The organism is Coleofasciculus sp. G3-WIS-01 (assembly GCF_040223135.1).
In the GTDB taxonomy this organism is placed as follows: domain Bacteria; phylum Cyanobacteriota; class Cyanobacteriia; order Cyanobacteriales; family Coleofasciculaceae; genus Coleofasciculus.
Window position 1 is genome coordinate 1 of sequence record NZ_JAVJZI010000101.1, and the last position, 24,727, is coordinate 24,727.

At 44.8% G+C, this 24,727-nt stretch carries 18 protein-coding genes; 11 read left to right on the forward strand and 7 right to left on the reverse strand.

Annotated features, from left to right (window positions below; translation table 11 throughout):
- Positions 1-203: 203 nt before the first annotated feature.
- Positions 204-1,715 carry a threonine ammonia-lyase, biosynthetic gene (ilvA, locus tag RIM23_RS10575; protein ID WP_446366849.1) on the reverse strand — a complete coding sequence of 504 codons (1,512 nt, stop codon included), beginning with the start codon at positions 1,713-1,715 and terminating at the stop codon, positions 204-206.
- A gap of 63 nt (positions 1,716-1,778) precedes the next feature.
- On the opposite strand from ilvA, the gene RIM23_RS10580 reads away from it, so the two are divergent.
- Genes RIM23_RS10580 through RIM23_RS10595 form a run of 4 tightly spaced genes read left to right on the forward strand, consistent with a single transcriptional unit; the run spans position 1,779 to position 4,094 of the window.
- The gene (locus RIM23_RS10580; RefSeq protein WP_446366851.1) at positions 1,779-2,681 is read left to right on the forward strand and encodes a TIGR04255 family protein; all 903 of its coding nucleotides are present in this window, start codon (positions 1,779-1,781) and stop codon (positions 2,679-2,681) included.
- A gap of 4 nt (positions 2,682-2,685) precedes the next feature.
- Positions 2,686-3,312, forward strand: coding sequence for a hypothetical protein (locus tag RIM23_RS10585; RefSeq protein ID WP_446366853.1), 627 nt, complete (start codon positions 2,686-2,688; stop codon positions 3,310-3,312).
- Positions 3,299-3,886, forward strand: coding sequence for a hypothetical protein (locus tag RIM23_RS10590; RefSeq protein WP_446362612.1), 588 nt, complete (start codon positions 3,299-3,301; stop codon positions 3,884-3,886). The genes RIM23_RS10585 and RIM23_RS10590 overlap by 14 nt, the downstream gene beginning before the upstream one ends.
- Before the next feature lie 43 nt (positions 3,887-3,929).
- Positions 3,930-4,094, forward strand: coding sequence for a hypothetical protein (locus tag RIM23_RS10595; protein ID WP_446366855.1), 165 nt, complete (start codon positions 3,930-3,932; stop codon positions 4,092-4,094).
- Between the two features lie 106 nt (positions 4,095-4,200).
- Here RIM23_RS10595 and RIM23_RS10600 read toward each other — a convergent pair whose 3' ends face one another.
- Positions 4,201-4,815 carry a hypothetical protein gene (locus RIM23_RS10600; RefSeq protein ID WP_446366857.1) on the reverse strand — a complete coding sequence of 205 codons (615 nt, stop codon included), beginning with the start codon at positions 4,813-4,815 and terminating at the stop codon, positions 4,201-4,203.
- A 349-nt stretch (positions 4,816-5,164) separates the two neighbouring features.
- On the opposite strand from RIM23_RS10600, the gene RIM23_RS10605 reads away from it, so the two are divergent.
- On the forward strand, positions 5,165-6,958 hold the full coding sequence (locus RIM23_RS10605; protein WP_446366858.1) for a protein kinase domain-containing protein: 1,794 nt from the start codon (positions 5,165-5,167) through the stop codon (positions 6,956-6,958).
- Positions 6,959-7,094: 136 nt separating this feature from the next.
- Positions 7,095-8,357 (forward strand): pentapeptide repeat-containing protein, encoded by a 1,263-nt coding sequence (locus RIM23_RS10610; protein ID WP_446366860.1) that lies wholly within the window; start codon positions 7,095-7,097, stop codon positions 8,355-8,357.
- Positions 8,358-8,483: 126 nt separating this feature from the next.
- On the opposite strand, the gene RIM23_RS10615 is transcribed toward RIM23_RS10610, so the two are convergent.
- The 3 genes from RIM23_RS10615 to RIM23_RS10625 form a co-directional block, all read right to left on the reverse strand.
- The gene (locus RIM23_RS10615; protein ID WP_446366862.1) at positions 8,484-9,173 is read right to left on the reverse strand and encodes a hypothetical protein; all 690 of its coding nucleotides are present in this window, start codon (positions 9,171-9,173) and stop codon (positions 8,484-8,486) included.
- 279 nt (positions 9,174-9,452) lie between these two features.
- Positions 9,453-9,653: a hypothetical protein gene (locus RIM23_RS10620; protein WP_446338501.1), complete on the reverse strand. Its 201-nt coding sequence runs from the start codon at positions 9,651-9,653 to the stop codon at positions 9,453-9,455.
- A 170-nt stretch (positions 9,654-9,823) separates the two neighbouring features.
- A complete protein-coding gene (locus RIM23_RS10625) occupies positions 9,824-10,744 on the reverse strand; it encodes a PEP-CTERM sorting domain-containing protein (RefSeq protein ID WP_446366864.1) in 921 nt (306 codons plus the stop codon).
- Between the two features lie 673 nt (positions 10,745-11,417).
- Here RIM23_RS10625 and RIM23_RS10630 point away from each other — a divergent pair.
- From RIM23_RS10630 to RIM23_RS10640, 3 genes are all read left to right on the forward strand, one after another.
- Positions 11,418-12,752: an AAA-like domain-containing protein gene (locus tag RIM23_RS10630; protein WP_446366866.1), complete on the forward strand. Its 1,335-nt coding sequence runs from the start codon at positions 11,418-11,420 to the stop codon at positions 12,750-12,752.
- Positions 12,753-12,857: 105 nt separating this feature from the next.
- Complete coding sequence (locus tag RIM23_RS10635; protein WP_446366868.1) at positions 12,858-15,308, forward strand: CHASE2 domain-containing protein; 2,451 nt, start codon at positions 12,858-12,860, stop codon at positions 15,306-15,308.
- Positions 15,309-15,338: 30 nt separating this feature from the next.
- On the forward strand, positions 15,339-16,079 hold the full coding sequence (locus tag RIM23_RS10640; protein ID WP_446366870.1) for a DUF928 domain-containing protein: 741 nt from the start codon (positions 15,339-15,341) through the stop codon (positions 16,077-16,079).
- A gap of 237 nt (positions 16,080-16,316) precedes the next feature.
- Here RIM23_RS10640 and RIM23_RS10645 read toward each other — a convergent pair whose 3' ends face one another.
- Positions 16,317-19,346: a CHAT domain-containing protein gene (locus RIM23_RS10645; protein ID WP_446366872.1), complete on the reverse strand. Its 3,030-nt coding sequence runs from the start codon at positions 19,344-19,346 to the stop codon at positions 16,317-16,319.
- Between the two features lie 86 nt (positions 19,347-19,432).
- Here RIM23_RS10645 and RIM23_RS10650 point away from each other — a divergent pair, with 86 nt between their 5' ends.
- Both RIM23_RS10650 and RIM23_RS10655 read left to right on the forward strand, forming a co-directional pair.
- Entirely contained in the window at positions 19,433-19,753 is a 321-nt protein-coding gene (locus RIM23_RS10650) for a DUF433 domain-containing protein (RefSeq protein ID WP_446366874.1), read from the forward strand.
- Positions 19,746-20,081: a DUF5615 family PIN-like protein gene (locus RIM23_RS10655; protein WP_446338508.1), complete on the forward strand. Its 336-nt coding sequence runs from the start codon at positions 19,746-19,748 to the stop codon at positions 20,079-20,081. Before RIM23_RS10650 ends, RIM23_RS10655 begins: the two co-directional genes overlap by 8 nt.
- 68 nt (positions 20,082-20,149) lie before the next feature.
- Here the strand turns inward: RIM23_RS10655 and RIM23_RS10660 are convergent, their stop codons facing one another.
- Entirely contained in the window at positions 20,150-24,595 is a 4,446-nt protein-coding gene (locus RIM23_RS10660) for a two-partner secretion domain-containing protein (RefSeq protein WP_446366876.1), read from the reverse strand.
- Positions 24,596-24,727: the final 132 nt, after the last annotated feature.

Genomic DNA, 24,727 nt, shown 5'->3' on the forward strand with positions numbered 1-24,727 from the left:
ATTGATAATTGATAATTGATTAATTGGGTCTAAGACCTCTTCGTTTACGAAGAAATTAAAAAAGATTTTCCTTAATTTCAATCCTCTTCTTTTAAGGAGAGGTCATTATCCATTGTTCATTATCCATTGTCAATTTGTGAAAGCTCTCCGTGTTTATGGTGAAATCACCATTTGTAGGAGCACGACATGTCGTGTCCCTACTACTATCCCAAAAACAGTTTATACGCCGGATTCTGGTTTTCATCCCAATAGCGATAACCCAAAGTATCCAGAAACCCTTGCCATTCCTCCATCTCGTGCGGCGGAACCTGCATTCCTACGACAATGCGTCCATAATCTGCCCCATTATTACGGTAGTGAAATAGGCTAATATTCCAGTTAGGACTCATCGACCCGACAAACTTCATTAAAGCACCCGGACGTTCAGGAAACTCGAAGCGGTAAAGTAATTCATTATCCGCTAAGGGAGAATGTCCACCTACCATGTGTCGTAGGTGCATTTTTGTCAGTTCATCATCGGTTAAATCTACGGTTTTGAATCCACACCCTTCAAACGCTTCTATCATCTTAGCGGCGTCACTGCGGTTGGCAATTTGGACACCGACAAAAATATGTGCCTCGTTTTCAGCAGAAATGCGATAATTAAACTCGGTTAAATTCCGTTTACCTAAGCATTCACAAAACTTACGCAGACTACCCGGTTGTTCGGGAATTGTCACAGCAAAGATGGCTTCGCGACGTTCGCCAAATTCTGCCCGTTCTGCCACAAAGCGAAGACGGTCAAAGTTCATATTAGCACCGCAAGCGACAGCAACTAAGGTTTGCCCCTGAATTTGCTCGCGTTCAACGTAGGTTTTCGCGGCTGCGATCGCTAATGCCCCAGCGGGTTCTAAAATAGAGCGTGTATCCTCGAATACGTCTTTAATCGCGGCACAGGTGGCATCAGTATCCACCAGAATAATCTCATCCACATATTGTTGACACAGGCGAAAGGTTTCCTCTCCCACTTCCCGCACCGCCACCCCATCGGCAAATAAACCCACCTGGGGCAATCGCACCCGTTTCCCAGCTTTCAGGGATTGATACATGGCATCCGCATCCACAGGTTCAACGCCAATTATCTTAATTTGGGGATACAACCGTTTTACATACGCCGCAATCCCAGAAATTAATCCACCTCCGCCAATTGCCACAAAAATAGCATGGATAGGTTGCTGATATTGCCGGAGAATTTCCATGCCAATCGTACCTTGTCCGGCAATCACATCGGGATCATCAAAGGGATGAATAAAGGTTAAACCTTTTTCGGCTTCCAGTTGACGGGCAAAGGCGTAGGCTTCATCATAAGTTTCTCCCTGCAAAACCACCTCTCCCCCACGGGCTTTAACCGCATTGATTTTGACTTGGGGTGTGGTTATGGGCATGACGATAATCGCTTGGGTTCCTAACTGACGGGCAGCTAGGGCGACACCTTGGGCATGGTTTCCGGCAGATGCGGCAATGACGCCCTGTGCCAGCATATCGGGGGGGAGTTGTACCATTTTGTTATAAGCCCCCCGCAGTTTGAAGGAAAAGACAGATTGCATATCCTCCCGCTTCAACAAGAGTTTGTTATTTAGGCGGGCGGATAGGTTGGGGGCGTATTCTAGCGGGGTTTCTTGGGCAACATCGTAGACGCGGGCGGTGAGGATTTGTACCAGATAGTCACAAAGCATGGGTAAACCGGGTGGCAGATGCAGGATGTAACGAAAATTTTACTTTAATTGGGGGGCAATGGTTTGGGAGGTGATACTGAGTTAGTCTGGATATTAGGGTATAAAGTTATATGGCAGCGTGCTGAAAAACTTGGAGCAGTCGATGTGATAGTTGGAGAAAACAGTAGAAAACTACCTTCTTATGAGGAACCACCCGTCACTGAAGTGGTTTGCAGTGTGTTGTTTAAGTCAATTGAGGAATTCCTCTCTCCTCATATTGGACTATTGTGGCAAAGATTTCAGCCTGAATACCCGTTTTGTAATGATGTCGCTCCCATCACTCCTAGAATAGAAGTCTTTAATCAACCAGAGATTGAGCCTATAGTGGAACTGAGTGACATTCCACCACTGCCGAGAGTTTGCCTTTTCAGTAATGATGGAACAAAAATCATCCAAATTCAGCGAGATCGATTTATCCACAACTGGAGAAAGATTAGTCCAGAAAGTGAGTATCCAAGATATAAAAATCTTATCCAAAGGTTTCAAGAGTATCTATCAACGTTTGATGATTTCTTAGTAGAGGCTCAGCTAGAACCGATTCAGCCACTCCAGTATGAGCTAACTTACGTTAATCAAATTCCACAAGGGGATACTTGGTCAACTCTTGAGGATATTGGGAACGTTTTTCCAGATTTGACTTGGAACGCCAACTCCCAGAGATTTCTTTCTCCTCCACAGAGGATTAGCTGGAGTACTGTTTTTGAGTTGCCTGATGAACTTGGCAGATTACACGCATCCGTTAAATATGTCGTTCTTAATAACCATCCTACTCTTTTATTGCAACTTACTGTACGAGGAATAGGAAGCTATACATCCAGAGAGGCATTGCAAAATTGGTTTGATATAGGGCATGAATGGATTGTGCGTGCATTTGCTGATTTAACAGAAGAGGGGATTCAAACAAACATTTGGAAGCGGAGAGAATAAGACTATGACTTCAATTGTTTCCCAATTTGAAGAGCTGGATCAAAATCAAGGAGAGTTAGATACAACTGCAACCACTTTGATAAACCAAGAAGTAAAAAAATTTCCGGTTCGTCCTATTGCCGTAGTCAGTTCTGTTCGTTCGATAGCGCAGACTTGGGTGAAGCCGATTAATACTGGCGTTGGTGCTAAACGTTATTATCTTCCTCAACGTTTTCAAAGCTTGGCGAGTAGGTCTTTAACGCCTTATCCATACCAACTTAGAACCATTGAAGATCAATTGGAAGAGTTCGATACTAATGATATAGCTGTACACACATTAGCACAACCTACTTCTAGGCAAAATATTGGTTTCGTTCAAGCGTCAGCGAGAGTCAAAGATGGTAAATTTTTAACTCCGCCGATAGGTTACTCATCAACCAATGTTCCACGCTCACAATCTAAACTTCAGGAAATTGAAGCAGATCAGCTTGAAACAGATGAGGAAGAACCATTCTGGAGAGGAATTTTTGCCCTACCGCGCAGTAGTGACGTTTTATTCTCAAAGAAGATTGAACTTAAAGTAGATGAGCTGCCAGCTTGGAAGCCCCATGTTGTAATTGATAGCTATCGCCTCGAAGATGATGACGAATGACCCTTGGTATGAGGCAGTTGATGCCAACACAAAACTAACTCAGGGTGACATTATTTTTGATTGTCCTGTAGTTTGTTGGGCTTCTCAACCTATTGAACCAGAAATTGGCAAAGAAGTTGAAACACTGAAGTCAGCGATTAAAGTAATTAAAGCTGATGTTGTGGTGATGACTCAGGCTTGTGATCTGGAAAACAATAAAGTCGAAAATGTAATCCTATGTCCTCATTTGCCACTGGAGAGATATAAAGAAGAATGGGAAAATTTCATGAAAGCACGAGGTCAAACCAAACTCTCAAAAGCATGGGTAAGAACCTGTGAAGATATAAAAAATGGTTACATTTGGAACTTGGCGATGCTAAATGAGGGAATTACTGAAGAACTAAGTTTAACTCATCGTGTTGTTGATTTTCAGGATGTATACACCTTACCGCGTATTTTTCTTGAGTCTCTATTGCAAAAAAGAGGTAAACCTAGGCTTCGCTTACGTCCTCCTTATCGTGAGCATTTGTCACAAGCTTTTGCCAGATTCTTTATGCGAGTGGGTCTTCCTATGGGAGTAACAAAGGTTTGGTAGAGCGATCGCTTCAGATTCACCTGGCTGGATCGAGTTGCACTGTATGAAAGCAATTGCTCAACCATGGGGCGATCGCGAACAAATCGAACCTCAATCCATTGAAGACTCTGTACTTCAACGGTTCCAGGAACAGGCAGATCGACCTGTTTGTAGTAAGCGCTTTAGCGCTTCTTCTGGCACTAAAGTGTCTACTACGAACTCAGCTTAAGTCAGCGCCATCCGACTTAAGGGTTTATCATCGTTTGTAATGGATGAAATTTAGGGTAATGTCGGCTGCACTTCAAGGGTTGCTTGCTATCTAGTTCGCGATCGCGCTATGGAGTTGAGGCTTGGCTACTATTGAGTAAACTTGAGCGCTCCAGTAATGAAACTAGGCTTTCACTCATTCCTGAACAATCACAGCTTTTAGAAATGACAACGGCTCCGGGAACATCGTTTGTATCCACCCAAAACTCAGCATGAGCATCTGGAATCGCAACAACATCTCGACTCCGCTGTTCTACCAGATAGCCTTGCTTTCCATCAAAACTATAGGGAGATATTTTTTCATTTTCTCTACTCTTTTGTTCCACAAGTTGACGTAATTCTAGATTGCGTGGATTCTCAACGGTGCGAACTAAGGTTTGAGCATATCCACGTCCCAGTGCTTTTCTACCTTTGGCTATACAAGATAACAATTCATAAGTGCCTGGATCGACAATTTTGACATTGCCGTTATTCAGTAACATTGCTCTGAAGTTAGAGGGGATGGTGAGTTCTACGCCAAACTTATCTAGTTCTAAGTTTCTCGTTGTCTCTGCTGCTGGAATTGAACCCGGATCATCACAATATTGTTCCGGTTGGGTAATCCCTGGTTCGACTCCAGCCAGAAAAGAGATTGATGCTCCCGCTAAGGCAAATATTAATTGAGTATTAAGTAGTCGGTTCATAATTAATTTGTCCCAATTCAACAGGTGTAACCTAGGGAATCGCACATCTTTCCCCGTGCAAAAAACGCTCCCGCATCCTCTGGCTTCCCCCATGGAACAAAAAGCGAAGCATCTGCTGGTCTCCCCCGTGCAAAAAACGCTCCCGCATCCCCTGGTCTCCCCCGTGCAAAAAACGCTCCCGCATCCCCTGGTCTCCCCCTTTTTAAGGGGGACGGAAGGGGGATCTAAACTTTGAGCGCTAGTCATACAAAGTCTTATAGCGGTGGGTTCCCCTGGCTGTTGAGCGGTAAACGGTGAGCGGTTTAACTTATAGTGAGATAGGTAGACTGTTGCTATTCTATCGCCACCTATGCCCCTTTGCATTAACCCCACCTGCCCAAAACCCGACACCTCAGAGAATGAGCATCAGCGCTTCTGTCAAAGCTGTGGCTCAGAATTGCTGCTGAATGGGCGTTATCGGGTGATGCGTTTGATTAGTGATAAGAGTGGGTTTGGCAATATCTATGAAGTCTACGAAGGAAGTACACCGAAAATCCTAAAAGTTCTTAAGGATCATCTCAACCAAGACGCCAAGGCGGTGGAACTCTTTGAACAAGAGGCGGTGGTATTAGGGCGACTGAATCATCCGGGTATTCCTCAAGTTGATAGTTCCTTCCTCTATCAGACACGGAATGGGTTGGGATTGCACTGCTTGGTGATGGAAAAGATAGACGGACCCACCTTAGAGCAGTGGTTAGAACAACAGCACAATCGACCCATTTCTGAAGCGCAAGCGATCGCGTGGTTAAAACAGCTTGGGATTATTCTACAGCTTATTCATGATCAGCAGTACCTGCATCGGGATATTAAACCCTCTAATATTATGCTTCGCCCTGATGGGCAGTTGGTGTTAATTGATTTTGGTACAGCGCGAGAAGTCACCCGCACCTATCTAGCTAAAGTGGGCGCTGGCGGAGGGATTACAGCCGTTATTTCATCCGGGTATACCGCCCCCGAACAAATGAATGGGGAAGCGGTAAGACAATCGGATTTCTTTGCCTTGGGACGTACTTTCGTCTTTTTGTTAACCGGACATCATCCCAGCCAGTTGTATGATGCTCAAACGGATACATTAAACTGGCGGAATCATACCACCGGGATTTCCCCAAACCTATTGCAGTTAATCGATGAATTGATGGCGCGACAGGTTCGCGATCGCCCGCCAACTACCCAAGCTATTCTACAACGCCTGGACGCCTTAGAGCATCAACCCGCTACATTGACCGAAACCCTGAAAGTGGGAGTCGCTCCCCTCCCTCAACCCGAACCCGCCACAGAACGCCACTCTAGGCGTTGGCAAGTGGTGATTTTAATGTTAGCAATACTGGTTATTTTAGGGATTGGAGTTATCGGTTCAGGCGGGTTAAATTCCCAATGGGTTTGGATATTTACCCCAGCACAAGCACCGCAAAGAAAGGGAGATGTGGATTATTTTCCTTACGTTGAAGGCGCTGATAGTGAAGGGAGAACCGCTGAATTTAGTGTCGCGGTACTGTCGCGGGAATATAAATGGAAACTGGGGAGTACGTTTCAAGTTAACTATAATCAGCAGATTATCCCCATTGATGCGTTACGGTCAAATTTGGAGGATGAAGGGATACAGCGCCTGATGCAAAATCCCAGTGAAATTATTTCCGTGGGAACCGCTTCCTGTGAAGGAACTCCAGTGGGAGAAGAACAGCGAGCCTTTAGACGCGCCGAGCAAATCCAACTGTTAGCCAAAAAGTTATTTCGGGATGTTCCATCGGTAGAAAACTATCGCCTATTAAATCTGGGTCAATTTAACCGAGACGATTGTTTACCGGATCAAGATGCTACGTCGTACCAGCGTAGTATTATTATTATTGGCGTGAAGAATAAAACCCCTGGTGTAATTGTAGATGAAGCTTTGCGATCGCGCTTAGAAAACACACCCTTTGGGGATTTTCGCCTAGAGGATTACTCCCTGGGCTCGCCTGAGCGGTTTCAAACCATATCCAGTCAGCTAGAGACACCAGAGATACCGGAAACGCCAGAGACACCGGAAACACCAGAGACACCGGAAACACCAGAGACACCAGAGACGCCAGAGACACCGGAAACGCCAGAGATACCGGAATTGTAGGGTCTCAAAACCATGTCATTGAGGGTGGCGAAGGGTTAAAACTCAAAGCTCAAAATTCAAAACTCAAAACTATTGTAGGTTACTGTTTTCTTGAGCTAAGCTGCGACAGGAGAGCAAGTGAAGAGGTTAGCAGTCAATGGCAAATGAAGAACATGGGGCTCTACTCAAACAAGGCGTAGAAACCTGGAATCAGTGGCGGGAGGAGAATCCGCAACTCGTACCCGATTTGAGTCAGTCGGAGCTAAGCAGAGCTAATCTGAATGAGGCAAACTTTAGTGGGGTGAACCTCCAGAATGCTGATTTGAGAATGGCAAATCTCACTGATGCGAATCTCCAAGGTGCGGATCTCAGTGGCGCAGATCTCCGGGGTGCTAACCTGAGAGGGGTTAACCTAAATCAAGCCAATCTAACGGGTACGGATTTAAATGGAGCCTATTTAACCCTAGTTAATTTTATTGACGCTAATCTTACGGCTGTTAACCTGAGTGAAGCGAATCTGAGAATTGCTAACCTCAGTGGTGCTAATTTGAGTGAAGCGAATCTGCGGATGGCAAATTTAAGTGAAGCGAATCTGCGGATGGCAAATCTCAGTGAAGCTAACTTAGAAAAAACCCAAGTCTTAGCGGCGAACTTCAACAAAGCGATCTTAACAGGAACCTGCTTGCAAGAGTGGCAAATCGACAGCACCACCAACTTAGATGAAGTAATTTGTGATTATATTTACTTGCAAACGGGTCAACAAAAACGCTATCCCAATCAGGGAATTTTTACGCCGGGAGAGTTTACTGAGTTATGGCGTCAGCATCTCAACACGGTTCAAGTAAAAGTGAGTCCGGAGGTTACCCAAGTTCAAGATTCTCCAGTCCAACAAACGAATGCAGTCGTCGCCAGTGTACCAGAAGTCAAAGTCGAAATCCAACAGCCACACCAACCTCCAGTCAATTACACCGCAACGGCTGGCGCACCGGAGATTAAAGTTGATATTCAACCACCTGTTTATCACAGTGTAATGCCTAGGGTTTCAGAGGGAGCAGATAACAGTTCCCAGCCTCCTTCCCCAAGCGACAGCACGGTTATCCAACCTAATCTACAACAGGCGGTATCTGAAGTTCACCGACTTCTAGAACAACTGGATCAGGATCTGTGCGAACCAAAATGGTCAGAAGTCGCCGCAGAGATTCAGCAACTTTTGCACGAATTGACTCAAACTTGTCCGACAAGAACACCGTTAGAAAAAGTGATTGCTGTTGCTGCGGCGATTAAACAGATTGAGAGTAATCCTCCCCTAAAAGTCAAGGTTGTAGAAGCGGTACAAAGTGCTGGAATTGCCAGACTGCAAGAGTACATCGAGCATCCTCTAAGTAAGATTTTACTGCCCGCGATCGCAGAATGGAACTAAGTGGGTTTGTAGTAAAGGCTAAAGCCTTTAGATTTTGTTGCGCCCTTTTTCCGACCTGCGCCATCTTATTGAGCCAATGGAATCGAGAAGGGTTATAGTTGTTAATTGATATCAGCGGTTGTCCTATCACCTAGTTGCCAGTTGTTTGGCTAATTGTTCGATAACGAGTGAACGACAAAGGGCTTCAATTTTTTTATTGCCACCGATGTCAAAAAATAGATGAAGCCAGTCGTCAGGGGAAAAAGAAAGGTCTTCTAACCAAGGTGAAGGAGTGACTTTTCCCCAGCGGATAATTGTGCTAAAGTTGGCTGGCGTGGGTTCTAATCGATCGCGGGTTGGGTAACGTTGTATGTCCAAGCGAATGCAGGATTTTAGGATAAGTTTTAGGGGTTGATCGGTAGTGGCAACTTCCGGAAAATAGTTGGTTGAATTGAGTTCCCAGTAGTAGTTGAGGTTGAAGATATAATCATAAGGGAATTGCCACTCCATTGAGAGTAATTCTGAATCTACAAAGTCGTACTGTTGCCAAATTTCTTCAAAGTTCTCCACCAAACCACTAGGAGTGTAAATGGGTTCGAGGATAAAGGCTTGTAGCAATACTGGAGACTTGTCATCGAGGGATTGGTGATGGGGTGGTGATTTTGAGCCGAATAAACCATTCCAAAAACTCGTCAACCATCGGAAAACACCATTGTGCGATCGCGCCTTGGTGCTAGATGCTGTAGACGGTACAGTGGCTGTCTGTTTGCTTGTCGCTACATCTGAACTTTCCATAGAATTATTTTCCTTAAAATCATGATCTAGAACTATATTCATTAAAAAGGGTTTCTTGGCTTCAGAACCCCCCGCAAGGTATCAAGTTCAATCTGGTTATTGCTATCAGAAGGTATCAGAAGGTATCAGAAGGTATCACAACCAGACAGCGCTACGGCGATTGAAATCGCTGCTACACAAACCAAGTCCGCCTGCGCGGACTGAATTATAACGGGGGTGGGGTTGATCAGGGGAGGGTTAGGGTGGGGTTAGATCAAGGTATCGCTTTCTTTTTGAAGCTCAAGTTGACACATAAGACAGACCTGCGCCCTACCCTGTATTCTATGTTGTTTCAGCGCTCAATTCTCGCGACTTTTGCCGCACCATTCCTGCAATTACGGCTTGTTGTAATTTCATAAAGGCGTTGATGTCTTCTAAACCATATTTCGTGGTTTGTAGTAATTGCCGGAGTTGGTCTTCTGCTTCAACGCTAAGATAACCATTGGTGATAGCTTGTTGGACAATTTGCCGAATTAAAATCATTGTCTTTATCCCTCCTTGGAAACTGTCATTAACGACGGCTAGGAAACTTTGCTCAAGACTCTAACTTTTCACGGAAAGCCTAGAAACCTGCGTCGGGGCGGGTTTAGTTCAATCTGGGTGCAACCGAAAAGTAGAGACGTTCCATGCAACGTCTCTACACTCACGTTACTTTACATCCGACGACGCTTACGAATTTGACTGGAAAAAATTAAGCCTACGGTAGCTAAACCCAATACTGTACTCGGTTCAGGTACAGACTCACAGTAATCCCTTTCGCAAATACCGGATTTGTCAAACTTAAAGCCAATATTGTAATTGCCATCAAACTTATCTAAGTCGTAACCTGCCGTTATTAAATCAGAATCACTCAGATAAATAATATCGGCAATAAACTCTCCCGATGCAATAGAATTGAGACTTTGACCTTGATCAAAATAGGTGGTTGTGGCAGGTAAATCACCGAAACTGGGTTCGCACAAACCGGGAATACAGTTTCGGGTAACCACAGCCTTATTATAGGCTTCTAGGCTGCCAAAACCATTGTTTTCTTTTGTAACACTTTTGGCGGTGACATTGGCATATAGACCAACTTTAGGTGCGCCTGAATCACTGTTGGGGGAGAAACGAACGGCAAATAAATCACCGACTTCGCTCGCTGTGGTAAAGTCTTGATCAGTCAAGTTTATAAATAAATCACCCCAACCCGTATTCCTGTCATCCGCGCCAGTTCCCTCTACACCGGTTAAGGGCATATTGCCATTGAGGACAACAAAAATGCTATCGACTGTTTCCTTGACAGACATCCCGTAGAGTTCATAGCGATTCTCTTTGCCACCAATGATATTGCCATCAACGCCATCATTGGGGGAATCTTCACTATTTTGCCAGTCATAGTCATCCTTGGGGTTTTCTTCGATCACTAGCGCTCCACCATCGTTGAGACATTCAGCCGATACATTGAGAATATCTCCTTCATTTAACGCTCTTAATGTGGCGGCTTTTGCGGCTTCTCCTGTGGTCACAATTAAGCCAAGTGCAGCGGTTAAACTGAGCAGTTTTGTGGCAAGTAATGGTGTGTTACTATTAGACATCGTTTTCTCCTTGAACTGGTATGTAGTCAGGGCTTTAGCCCTAAATTATGTTGGGTTTCATGGGGGCTGTAGTCAGAGCTTTAGCCTATCAACGTAAGTCGGTTAATCCCTTGGAACGAAACCAAAATCGGGTTAGCTTGGATATTGTCTGCTTTCTGTAATATGCTCCTAGGATGTCACCATTGTCGGCTAAGTTGAGGCACTAAACCTAGCACGGCTACTTCCCTAAAAACTCAAGTTTGATGCGGTGCGTTAGCGAAGCGTAACGCACCCTACGACTAGAATACTGCGTAGTGTACAGGGGTTGGCATTTTCTTTGTAAACCGATACAAACTCAGGTTCGTCATTTGTCATCTGTTATTTTGCCTTTGTCCTTTGAAAATGGGAAATCCGGCGTTATCATTCTTGCCTAGCTTCAATCAGTAGATTTTCGGACTATCCTTATTAAAGGGCAAACTTGCCCGCCCTAACCCCCTGAAACCTATCAATTTGCCCGCTAACCTATTGCATTGAAATTTACAGAAAGTATCAAAAGGTATCGAAAAGTATCAAAAGGTATCAAAAGGTATCACCGTTTTGAATCTGGGCGGGTTTTGTGGAGAAGTTATCGGTGGTATCCTCTGGTTATAGGCTAAACCTGCCCCTACCCGTTACCTTACACGGAATTTGCTATATGTTGTGGGATGCATTTCTAAAACGAGTCGCTGATGCTCATGATCTGTTTGAAGAAGATGAGCGACAAGCTTTCCTGGTTCGGTTTAATCAGCGGAATTTGCCACGATCTGATAATCAGGTGGCGCAGGATTTGAATATTAGTGAAGTGACGCTGCAACGGCGACTGGGAAAGGGAGTTTATACTCATTTAGTCACCAGTTGCCCTCAGCTTAATACTGATAAAAAGGGAAAATTTAAGCTCGTCCGAGATTGGCTAAAAAAAGGGTATATCCTCTGTCAAGGCGATGGCAAAGGAGTGATAAAAGCAACGGCTTTTCTTCACCCCTCTCCAATCGCAAATCATCCTTACGTCGAACGCCCCCCGATTGAATCCCTCTGTTATCAAACTATTTGTGAACCGGGTGCATTGATTCGGATTAAGGCACCACGGCAAATGGGGAAGACGGAGTTAATGGCAAGAGTTTTGAATTTGGCTCAAAAACAAGGCTATCACAGAGTCTATTTAAATTTATGTCAACCGGAAGAATCGGTGGTGCAAGATCTGGATCAATTTTTGCGTTGGTTGTGTATGAATGTCAGTCGTCAACTACAAAAACCGCTACAAATCCAGGAATATTGGGATGGGGATCTGAGTAGTAATGATAACTGCTCAGCTTATTTTCAGGACTATTTATTAGAGCAAATCGATAGTCCCCTGGTTTTAGGATTGGATACGGTTGATCGCCTTTTTCCTCATTTGCCTATTGCCCAAGACTTTTTCGGTATGCTGCGGGCATGGCATGAAGATAGTAAAATTATCGATAATTGGCAAAAACTGCGATTGATTGTGTCTCATTCGACGGAAGCTTATATTCCGCTGGATATCAATCACTCGCCGTTTAATGTAGGATTAACCGTTCCTCTACCCGAATTTACAGCCGAACAAGTAACTGAATTAGCACAACAGCATGGGCAGGTATTAAGTAAGGCTGATGTCAGTTTATTAATCAATAGGGTGGGAGGACATCCTGGTTTAATTAAGCAAGCGTTAGTTGGACTAAAGACTTTCCGAAATACCACAATCGAACGGCTATTCAATGAAGCGGCGACGGATGCGGGGATTTATGGAAATTATTTGCGAAAGATTTGGCGAGATTTGCAGGATAATCCAGCATTGATTCCGGCGCTAAAAGAGGTGGTGGAGGCAAGCAATGGTGTAGAATTGGCGTCAAAACTTGCCTATCAGCTTGAAAGTTTGGGACTGGTGCATTTAACTGGAAACAAGGTAAGAATCAGATGTGAGCTTTATCGTGACTATTTTGGCTCTAGATTGGCGAATTGGGCGGAGGATTAATTAATGTTCGTAGTAAAGGCTTTAGCCTTTGACGGGAAGCGAAGCCTCGCCAATGGCATTCCCTTTTCAGATCTGGGAACGAGGGAAACGAGGGAGGGAGGGTGAATGACAAATGACTATCATGTTGGCGGAAGTTTACCGCCGACTGCGACGAGTTATGTGATGCGTTCTGCTGATCAAGAACTTTATCAAGGATTAAAAGCAGGAGAATTTTGCTATGTGCTAAATTCCCGACAAATGGGTAAATCTAGTTTACGAGTGCAAACCAAAAAACGCCTGGAATCCGCAGGAATTGCCTGTGCGGTGGTTGATTTAACTCGCATTGGGCGTCAGGCGAATGAACAGCAATGGTATAAGGGAATTGCTTATCGTTTAGTTAGTGAATTGCGACTGGCGAAGCGCGTCAAATGGCGACAGTGGTGGGATGATCATGACTCCTTATCACCTGTGCAGCGGTTGGGGGAGTTTATTGAAGCGGTTGTGCTGGATATTACTACTCAAAATTTAGTTATTTTTATTGATGAAATTGATATTACGCTGAGTTTATCATTCCCCACAGATGATTTTTTTGCCTTAATTCGAGCTTACTATAATGGACGAGATACAAAGAAGCGATGTCAGCGTTTAACCTTTGCATTATTGGGGGTAGCCAGTCCATCGGATTTAATCCAAGATAAAACCAAAACACCGTTTAATATTGGCAAAGCGATTGAATTACAGGGGTTTAAACTGGATGAAGCGCTGATTTTAACCAAAGGGTTTGAAGGAAGGGTTAAGCATCCGCGAAAGGTGCTGGAAGCGATATTATATTGGACGGCGGGTCAACCGTTTCTGACGCAAAAATTGTGTCAGTTGGTGCAACTGTCCTGTGACTCTCAGTTAGACAGTGTTATCGACAAGGATGGGTTGAGGCGAGTTATCGATTTCGGCGATAATTTTATGGGGAAAACCCTGGCAATAAGTCGGGCGGGTTGGGTGGCGTTTGGGGTTTTATCGAGAAGCGTTATGGGTAAAATTTGCCCCGACACCAATGAATGGGAATTCGTGAAACAAATCGTGCGATCGCAGATTCTGGTAAACTGGGAATTCACGGATCATCCCGAACATCTGAGAACCATACGCGATCGCATCCTCCTCAGTCACCATGGTGCAACAGCGTTACTCCACCTCTATCAGCAAATCTTACAACGGGGGGAAATCCTCGTCGATGAGAGTCACGAACAACAGCAATTGCTGCTATCGGGGTTGGTGATTCAACGTCAGGGTAAACTCAGAGTTCATAACCCTATCTATAAATCGATCTTTAATCGCCAATGGCTCAACACCCAACTTACAGCACAAGTTGAGCATTCTGTCAAGACCCCAGCTTGGACAATTCCCGCCATCAGTGGGGTTGTCAGCGTTGTGGTGATTGGGGTGCGATCGCTGGGTTTATTGCAAGGGTTAGAATTGCAAGGGTTGGATGGATTAATCCGGTTGCGCCCAACCGAAGCCTTAGACTCGCGCCTATTGCTGGTGAAAATAACCGAAGCCGATATCAACAAATACCGCCATCCTTTATCCGATGACGTGCTAGTCAAATTATTGCAGAAACTGGAATCGATGCAACCGCGAGTAATTGGCTTAGACATCTATCGAGATAACCCAATTCATTATCGCGACGCACGGCGAGAATCATCCACCGATTTACCCACCTATCTGCGCCAAACCAATCGGGTGATTCATATCTGTAAAGTTAGCAGTGAAAGCGATAAAGGAACCGCCTCTTTCCCCGATATTCCGTGGCAAAATCTCGGCTTTAGTAATGTATTGGTGGACAGCAAAAACACCGAAATCGGTCTAATACGCCGCCAGTTATTATATCAAAGGGTTAGCTCAACCTCACCCTGTCTCACCCCCTACGCCTTGAATGTTCAACTCGCGTTTCGCTATTTAGCCGCCGAGAATATATTACCAACATTTACCGCCAAAAACGGCAACTTACAGCTTAGAGATATTATTTTTGCCGATTTAAAACCCCGTGCTGGCGGATATCAACGCTATGATTCTAGAGGTCAACAAATTATCCTAAACTACCGTGCGGTTCAACCCATCGCCCAATCCGTGACACTGACAGAAGTTCTCCAAAATGAAATTGATCCCCAATGGGTCAAGGATCGGGTAATATTAATTGGCGTTACCGCCACCAGCATAAAAGATAGCTTCCATACCCCTTACGGAGAAATGCGCGGCTTAGAAATTCAGGCGCATGGCGTGAGTCAGATTCTCAGCGCGGTACTCGATAAACGTCCCTTAATTCAACCAGGACATTTCTGGAGTGACGTATTGTGGATTGGGGGATGTTCCTTAGTCGGCGGATTATTAGTTGGCTTCATCCAAAAACGCCGATACCAGATCCTCGCCATCGGTACATCATTAGTTTTATTATCAGGACTCAGTTTAGTCTTATTAATTAACGGGTATTGGATACCCATTGTACCATCCGCTGTTGCCTTAATTGTTTGTAGTAAAGGAACCTTAGCCCTTTACACCCCTCGAAGAGTCACTACACTCTAACAAAAAACAAATAAAAAGGACAAATAACAAATGACCAACAAACCATTCAACCTCACCATCATACCCCTTCTCATTATCGCCCAGCGATCGCCCCTCGACGCCCTCATCTTCAACCAACCGCCACCCCCACCGGATAAAGACACACCTGGACAACAATCGGATTCAGGAACCCGTGGACCCTGTGACGCACAGCCCGCCGAAACCGATAATCAATTAGTCGCCTTTGTTCCCGCCATAGAAAAACCCGGAATCAGCTTATCAGAAACTCATGTTTGGGGATTAACCCAGAGTCAACATCCAACATTTTTGTTTTATATTCCAGCCACAGCCACCTCAGCTAAACTCGCCAACTTTAGCCTCGAAAATGAAGCCGATTATCAATCCAACTTTCAATTCAATCTACCCCAAACTCCCGGAATTGTTAGCCTAGCCATCCCCACCAATGAACCCCCCCTGGAACCCGGTAAATGGTATTATTGGTCACTAAAACTCTATTGCCAGACTCAAGCCTCAACACCTAATTTTTTTGTTGATGGGTGGATTAAACGGGTAGAGGTTGAGACACCCTTGAACAGTAACACTCCCCAAGACAAAGTTATCATTTATGCTCAAAACAGTTTATGGTTTGATACCGTCACCGAATTAGCCAACCTTCACCGCCAAAAGCCCCAAGAAACCGAGCCAGCCTGGGCAGATTTATTAGAATTTATCGGTTGGGAACAGCTTACCGAAAAGCCAATTCTTCCCTGCTGCACCTTGGAAAAACAGTAGAGAACATCCTCACACCTTACCCCTTACCTGACAATCTAAAAAATTGCCTAACAACTACAAACCCTCTCTGCGTACCTCTGCGCCAACCTCTGCGTACCTCTGCGTTAAAAAAACATAATCCTGACACCAACAACCAAACCATCAGCTGTGAAATAGATTTTACAGGTTGAATGGGCGCAAGCCTTGCGCCCCTACAGTTTTAACCTATTAAATTAGGTGCGCTACACCACGACAAATTCATCCTGGAAACAACGAGAGCCAATTTCCGATTAAAACAAAGGGTGCCCAATAATAAGGATGCTGATAATTCGCATTCCCTAAAAACTCCTTCTGAACCATCTGTATCGCTTCCGCTTTGCTCATCGGTTCCGTAGAATTGGTTAACTGTTGATAGAGCAATCTAATAAAATCAGTGGTTGATTTATCATTCACTTCCCATAACGTAGCAATGGTACTCCGCGCCCCAGCACGAACCGCTATTCCCGCCAACCCTAATGTCGCCCGACTATCCCCATTGGCAGTTTGACAAGCACTCAAAACTAACAGTTCAATCGGATCAGGTAAACTTTCCTCGCGACTTTTGAGATAGTGACTCAATTCATTCACCTGAATCCGTTTATCCCATGCCAAAATAAAGGTTTCATTGGGATTAGAACTAAATTGTCCGTGGGTGGCGAAGTGAACAATAGAAAAGGGGCGGGCGTTGATTTGATTTTGCAAGGCTTGACTGGTAAATGCATCATTGAGTAGCTTTACATCTGAGGGGATTTGTGATAACTCTACTTCAACATTGGCGAGGGGTTGAAAGCTTTTATGGGGGGCGAAATCTGATCGCACCTGAGATAATCCAAACGCCAGCATCTGTAAGGGTTGCTGGGAGAGGGGTACAGGGGCGAGTAACTGGGGTTCTCGATTCAGCGCGATCGCATAATTTTCAACTAGATACTGGTTCCCATCCCAAAGCACTCCCATAGGAACGGTTTGTAAGGCTCCATCTAGGACAAAAACTAAAGTGTTTATCCCATTAGTTTTAAGCTGAGTTTCAAAGGGAGCAATTAACCAATTATAGATCGGTTGAGATGTATTTTGAATTTCTTTAGTATAGCGAGAACTACGCTGGGGATTGATAAGTTGAGCGCGGAGTTGATCGACAGTTTCTTCTATTTGACGGGGGGAAAGCTTGACGCGATGGTGTTGTAAGGTTGGGTGGGTTGCAGATTTAGAATGATTGAGATTAATTTTAGAGACGCGCCAGGGTGTAGACACGCGCCATGGCGCGTCTCTACATTGTTTACAGTCATTGCGTGTAACCTCGTCAAATTCCGATGGCTGGGGTAGTTTGAGAATGACTTCTAATCGCTCGTCTAAAAGAATGGTATAAATAACCGCCGTATTGGGGGCGTGTTCGTCTACAATTTGGTCAATTAACGCCGGGGTAGATGGTGCACAGGCTTCTTGTAAGTAGTTCTCTAATTCGGCTAATTGCAGTTGCGCTAAAATGTCTCTGGCTTGAATTAAGTTTTGAGGCGATGGCGTTTCATCTCGTAAAAGCAAATCGATTAATTCTCGATAAATCGGTTCAATTTCATCTCGAAAGGAAAAGCGAACATCAGGGTTAAGGGTAGCTAAATCTGGGCGAATCGTATTGACTGTATTAACGGCGGCTTGATATGCCGCGATCGCACCCAATTCCCCTTCAATATTTCCCTGGGATTTCCGCAAACGCCCCAGTTGCCATTGCCATTGATAGGCAATATCCCACGCCTGAATTGATTGGCTAATTTGAATGGCTTGATTAGTTAAATTTTGTGCCTCTTGAATATTCTGATTCCATTCGTATAGTTTACCACTAATTCCTGTCGCATACGCCTCGCTTCGCCGATCATCTAAATCGTGGGCTTGTTGAATAATTTGTTTATTTTTCTCAAACGTTGTGGTTAATACGGTGTCCATTTTTTGCCAAAATATGTGGCGATGAATTTGGGAAACTTGTGCCGCGTTTTTGCTAACCGTTTGCTGAATTTGCTTCAAGGTAACTATAAGTTGGGAGAACTGAATTTGGCAATCAATGGCAGTGTGGCTGGTGGGTAATGTGGTAATTTGAGTTTGAATTTGGATTAAATTCGGGAGTTGTGGCTCAATCTTTTCCTGCCACCATGTCTGAGCATTTGACCAGTGACGCTGATTGAGCAACCAGTATTGGGTATTGAGCAAAATACTCAGGTGATTTAACTGAGATTGGATGAGAATTAGGGACGAATTTGATCGAGTTATTGCCTGTTGATAATAATCGGCAGCTTGGGCAACAGCATCCATAACAGGTTGAATGTTCTGTAGAGAGGGGCGAGTTCTTTCGTAGAGACTGCGCTGGTGATTATAGGTATCGTTTGCCCAGTTGCCTAACCGGAAATAAGCCTCAGCAATAGCTTGGGGATTTTCCAATTTTTGCGCCAGAGTCAAACTTTTATCTAACAATTTTCTGGCTTGTTCTAAATTGGTTAAATCATCTAACTTAAAATACTGTTTTAATGGCGACCAATTGGGATCTGAATAATTAGAGTTACCCACAACCCGCAGCAATTCTCCCAAATGAGACCAAGCCGTAAATTTAAGCAAAGAGTCGGGTTGACTTTGCAGGTGCAATGTTGCCTGAGTTAAAGTTTTAAATGCCTCCCGTAACCGTCCTAAAGTTTGCAAGGCTTGAGCTTGGTTAATTAAGCTGCCAATGCTTCCGGTTTCATCTCCCAAGCGGGTGTAGAGGCGATGTACCTTTTCCCAGGTTTTTAGAGCATCAGCAGCGTTTCCCAGAGAGAGTTGTAGATGCCCTTGATTGTTAAGAACTTGAGCCAATATCAGGCTTTTTTCCGGGGAATTTGGCAGAGATTGCAGTCGGTTTAAACTTGTCGCGATCGCGTCTTTCGCCTCTTGCCATTTCCCCAATTGCTGAAAAGCCAAAGCCAGATAGCTTAAGACTCTCGCTTGTTGGAGTTGATTCCCTTCATCAGCCAATTGGGATGTAGCTTCTTGCCAGAGACTTGCCGCCTGAGTAAATTGTCCGTTTTTATAATAACCTTGACCTTGTTGAATTAAAGTATTGATATCAACGATAGGACTTTGGCTAAGAATTCGCGGGGGTTCTGTACTGAGTGCCGATTGACGAGTGAGATAAGTTTGACCCAAGCCAATCAATAGAGTGAAACAGATACCAATAAGCCCATATTTAAGGAATCGTTTCAGATGATGCCATACAGACTGGGGTGTAATCATAACTTGGCGATCGGAGAACTCCTCTCTCTACTGTACACATAATATGATAGAATCACTAAAGTATTATTCTTGCCAAAGACGACAACATGCGGCTTCAATCCATAAGCACAGAACATATTTCCATCGATCCTGACTATTGCTTCGGTAAACCTCGCATTGCTGGTACAAGAATGCCAGTGGCTACTATTGCAAAACTCTATCTAGAGATGGGGGAATCTCTAGAAGATATTGCTCAGGAGTATGATTTATCCTTGGCATCTGTTTATGCTGCTATTGCGTATTATTACGATCATCGGGAAGAAATTGACGGTCATACAGCCGAAAGTGAAGCTTATGTTAAACAAATGAAGCGCAATAGTCCTCCTTCCCCTCTCCAAGAAAAGTTGAGAGCTATTCGCGGTGAGTAATCGGATTCGATTTCACTTAGATGAGCAGGTTAAATCTGTTATTGCTCGTGAGTTACGTCGTCGGGGTATTGATGTGACAACAACAGTTGAAGTTGGTTTACGTACTCAAAGTGATCAGGCGCAGTTAGCATTTATTTGTCAAGAGGAACGAGTACTTTTTACTCAAGATGATGATTTTTTGAGAATTGCTAGTTTGACCAGCGATCATCCGGGTATTGCTTATTGTCAACAAGGAACTCGTTCGATTGGACAAATTATTGAAAGTTTGGTGCTGATTTATGAAGTTTATACCCCCAAGGAAATAGTTGGGCGTGTTGAGTATCTTTAGAAGCCATCCAGGGCGTGCGCCGGGAAAGGGCGCACACCATTGGTGCAGGGCGCAGGTCGCGTGCGCCCCTACGGGACAATCGCTTCATTAGGTGCAGGACAAATCGGGGTTTGCCAGGAACTATACAGCGTGGGATTCGGTGCTGTCGCCACCAGTTCTATCTCTCCATTTTCCTTAATAATCCATCCTTGCGCTTCAATAATCTGAGTTGATTTTGTCGCCGTTTGCGGATTATTTACCCCGGAATTAACCCGATTTTCTGTTGAACTTATCGGATCACGGAAATCAACCCAACCCTGATTATAACTGCCATTATCAATTGGATTGGGCGGTAAACCCCCGCGCCCGGAAATAATAAATTCATTGCTTCCACGCCGTTGACCCACTTGACATCTTGGTTCAATTGGGTCTACAGATTGTAACTGGGGTAAAGGTTCAGGTTGAGGTCGAGTTTCAGTATTAATTTCTTCTGTCCCATCAATCCCCAATTCTGAACTAGCGGTGAAGTCACTCTCTGAAGTGCGGCGGTCTTCAAATTGGCGAAACCCTTCAATTAGTAAAGCCGTCGCCGAAATCGTCCCACCTTGACCCGCAAATGCATTAGCAACGACATCACTATTTTCCGAGAGAATTGCCAAAACAATTCCCCCAGCATTAATCGTAATATTGCCGCCATTGGCAGTCCCAAACGCTTCCGCCGCAATTTCACTATTGAAGCGCATAATAATAGAATCTGCCACATCTAAACGAATATTACCCCCTTCACTGGCAGTTGTCGTTGCCCGCAGGCGTCCTTGATTGATTAAAAAGATAGAATCAGCGGTAATCTCCAAGTCACCGGACGTGCCAGAACCGCTACCACTCACAGTTAATTGTCCCCCATTTTCCACGGTTAAACGACCCGTATTCAGGGTGATTCCTCTAGCATTCGCCAAACTTTGAGACTCAAAATATAAGCCGCTTCCTGTACCCCTAACCTCTACCGATTCCGAGGCGTTAACGTCTATAATTCCGCCCTCTCCGGAGTCAAAGGTTGTCGCGGATACTTGTCCACCGCCTTGGATAACTAATCGTTCAGTGTCTATCTTCAACTCTCCCGCATTACCGGAACCCGAAGAATCGAAGACTAAACGGCTAGGCGTTTGACCATTCGCCGACGTACCGATAATTTCCACAGATTCAGAAGCATTCACGGCTAGTTTTCCCGCTTCCCCGCTATTCGCAGTTGTCGCTGACACCAATCCTCCATCTTTGACAATTAACCGACTCGTATCAATGGTTAATTCTCCTGCATTTCCCCCGGTTTCTGTGGCTAAGGAATCAAACAATAAACGACTAGGAGTGATTCCATCAGAAGCTGTACCACTAACTTCTACCGATTCAGACGCATTTACAGCTAGTTTTCCCGCTTCCCCGGTATTCGCCGTTGTCGCTGAAACCAATCCTCCATCTTTGACAATTAACCGACTTGTATCAATGGTTAATTCTCCCGCATTTCCTCCCGTTCCCGAAGCTGACGAATCAAATAATAAGCGACTGGGAGTTATCCCATCAGAAGCAGTACCAATAACCTCAACCGATTCAGTCGCCGTCACATTAAGTTTACCCGCTTCACCTATGCTAGAGGTAACAGCAGAAACTCTCGCCCCATCTCGAACCACTAATCGGTTTGTGTTAATATCTAATGTGCCAGCATCACCCGAACCGGACGTATCAAATAACAAGCTGCTTGAATTTTCACCATTCGCCGACGTACCAATAACTTGCACAGAATCGGCATTAACAATCAAATTTCCCGCCTGACCTTGATCTGATGTCGTCGCGGAAACTCGCCCTCCTTCTTCAACAATTAATGTTCCTGTATTAATCTCCAATCCTCCAGCATTACCGCTACCCGTAGAATCCAAAAACAAACGGCTGGACGTTTGACCGTTAGCGGAAGTGCCAATAACCTGGACAAAATCATCCGCATTAACTGTTAACGTTCCCGCCTCACCTGAACCAAAAGTGCTAGCTGTTACTAAGCCGCCATCCCGCACAGTTAACTGGTTCGTATTAATCGACAAATTGCCAGCATCACCCGCATCTATAACATCTAAAGTCGTTCTGGCGCGAACCTCCGCATTAATAAGTTCCATAGACTCGGATGCATTTATTTCCAAATCTCCTGCATTCCCTGTGCCATTCGTACTCGTAGCGACAGCAGCTCCATCCTGCGCCCTGAATTGTCTCGTGTTAATCGTCAGTTTTCCCCCTTCTCCAGAACTAAGCGTGAAAGTATAAACACCGCCAGCGGTCCCATCGGGTCTTGTGCCAAATAATTCTACAGAATCTGAGGCTGTCACTGTTATATTTCCACTCGAACCACTACTGGTATCTTCAGCAGCCGCAGCAATTTGCGCCCCATCCCGGATAATCAATCGCCTTGTTTCGATGAATATATCTCCGCCATCCCCATCAAGCAAACTCTGACTATAAAAACCACTGGGACGAGGATTTTCTATGTCTGGTGTACCCGACAATTCTATAAATTCAGAAGCATTCACCCTCAATGTTCCTGACTGCGCTCTACCACACCGACTAACTGCTCCGTTTCCACAATTAGCCGTTGATATTTCACCACCATCTCGCAGAATTAATTGCCTTGTGTTTACTGTCAAATCTCCAGCATCACCATCTCCCAAAGTCCTGGCTTGCAAATTGCTACCTACATAATCATCGCTATTTTCCCGTTGACCTACACCGATTAATTCCACAGATTCAGTAGCATTAATTGTGAGATTACCTCCCTGACCCGCCTCCTCTCCCTCACTTTGAGTTACAGTAAAGATTCCAGCCCCATTGCTGAGGGAAAGCGACCTAGCATTAATGTCAATATCACCTCCCTTACCCTGACCAGTCGTATTGCTGCGGATCAAGGTATTGGCGTTTATGAGAGAAACTTGATCTTGAGCCGTAATACGAATATCGCCACCAACACCAGAAACCGACCTGACCGAAGAGTCAACATCACCGGTAAACGTAATCCTTTGGTCAGATAAGATAGTGATTGATCCACCATTCCCAGAACCGCTGCTCGTATCAATCCTGCCGACTTCAATCGCCCCTCTGGAGTCAATAAATACTGAACCACTGTTACCAGAAAACTGCACAGTATCGTTCGTTAAAATTACTCCCACATTAATGACTCCCCCAGATAATGAAGGATTAGGTTGGTACTGATTGGTTAATAAGACAATGCCATCTTCAGCATTGATGTCAATACCACCTCTAATCCGAATATCGCTACCGGTTGGAGACGTATTCGTCTCAGGTGGTGCAGGTTCAAACGAACCATTCCCTATAATTCCTGGGATACCAAAAGCTGTAGTTCCAGCTCTAATATCAACCGTTGGTTGAGTCTGACCATTAATGGCTACTGAAGTACCATCAGAAAGGATCACATTTTCACTCAAACCATTGATAGCGTCTGCACCCGTGATGATAATACCGCGTTCAACCTCCACTTGACCCCCTGCTAATATGTGCAGTGAGCCTCCCCTGTAGCCTTGAAAACTCACATCCCCACTGGCGCGAATCACTGGGTCATCAGGACTTGACAAATTGCCTAAACTGCTATCTAATTGTTCAATGCGAAAATTCCCACCACTCCAGAAGTGAGCATCCGCACTAACGGTATTACCAGAACGCAGCACCATATCCTCACCGGAAAATAACCCACTATCGGGATGATTTAAGGCAAAAATATCGACCGTTTGATTCCCCTGCATCAACAGTTGACCCATGGCTGAAGCAATAAACGGATTCGTTATACTGTCGCGCACTTTCACCGTATCCGTCGCCAATAGAGTCAAATTCTCCCCAGCTTGTACCTGATTCTGGAGGTTGAGATTTCGACCCGCGAGAATCAAATCCCCACCAACAGCTAAACCACCAGAACTTGCGATCGCGCCTTGATAATTCGAGCCATATTGCAATCCCGGCGTCAGGTTAATCGTTAGTAATGGCGGTGCTTGGGGGTTCGTTGCACTAAATTCTGTGCCATTCTCAAACACCCAACGCTGTGCTGTAGACGCCACAAACGCACCCTGAACATCCAACTGGGCATTTTTACCAAAAACAATCCCATTGGGATTCATCAGAAACAAATTTGCTCCACCATTAACCCCCAGGGTTCCCAAAATATCCGAAACATCCATACCCGTCACTCGGCTGAGAATATTATCAATTCCCATCGGATTGGCAAAATAAACCCGTTGTCCCTCCCCCACATTAAACTCAGAGAAACTGTGGAATAGATTTGTCCCTCGAATCGCCCCCCCATCAATCTGATCGGTGGGAATTCCCTGAATAATTACATCCGGCGTCACCACAGACTGTTCCACTCCTAGAGTAGAATCAGGATTAACTTGGGCAAAGGTAGGAATTGTCCAATGGGATAGAACCCACGCGATCGCAACTCCTGCGGTGACACAAATTCCCCGACATGATTGACTTTGTCTGCATCTCACCATGACACCCTGTCTCAGACTCCGTATTTCTACTGATATTAAGATTAAGCAAGATGAACAGGTGCGATCGCTACCGTAGAATTACGGAAATTTGGTGCTTATGCTACGCTTCGTGCTGACTACGAACCTAAGGGT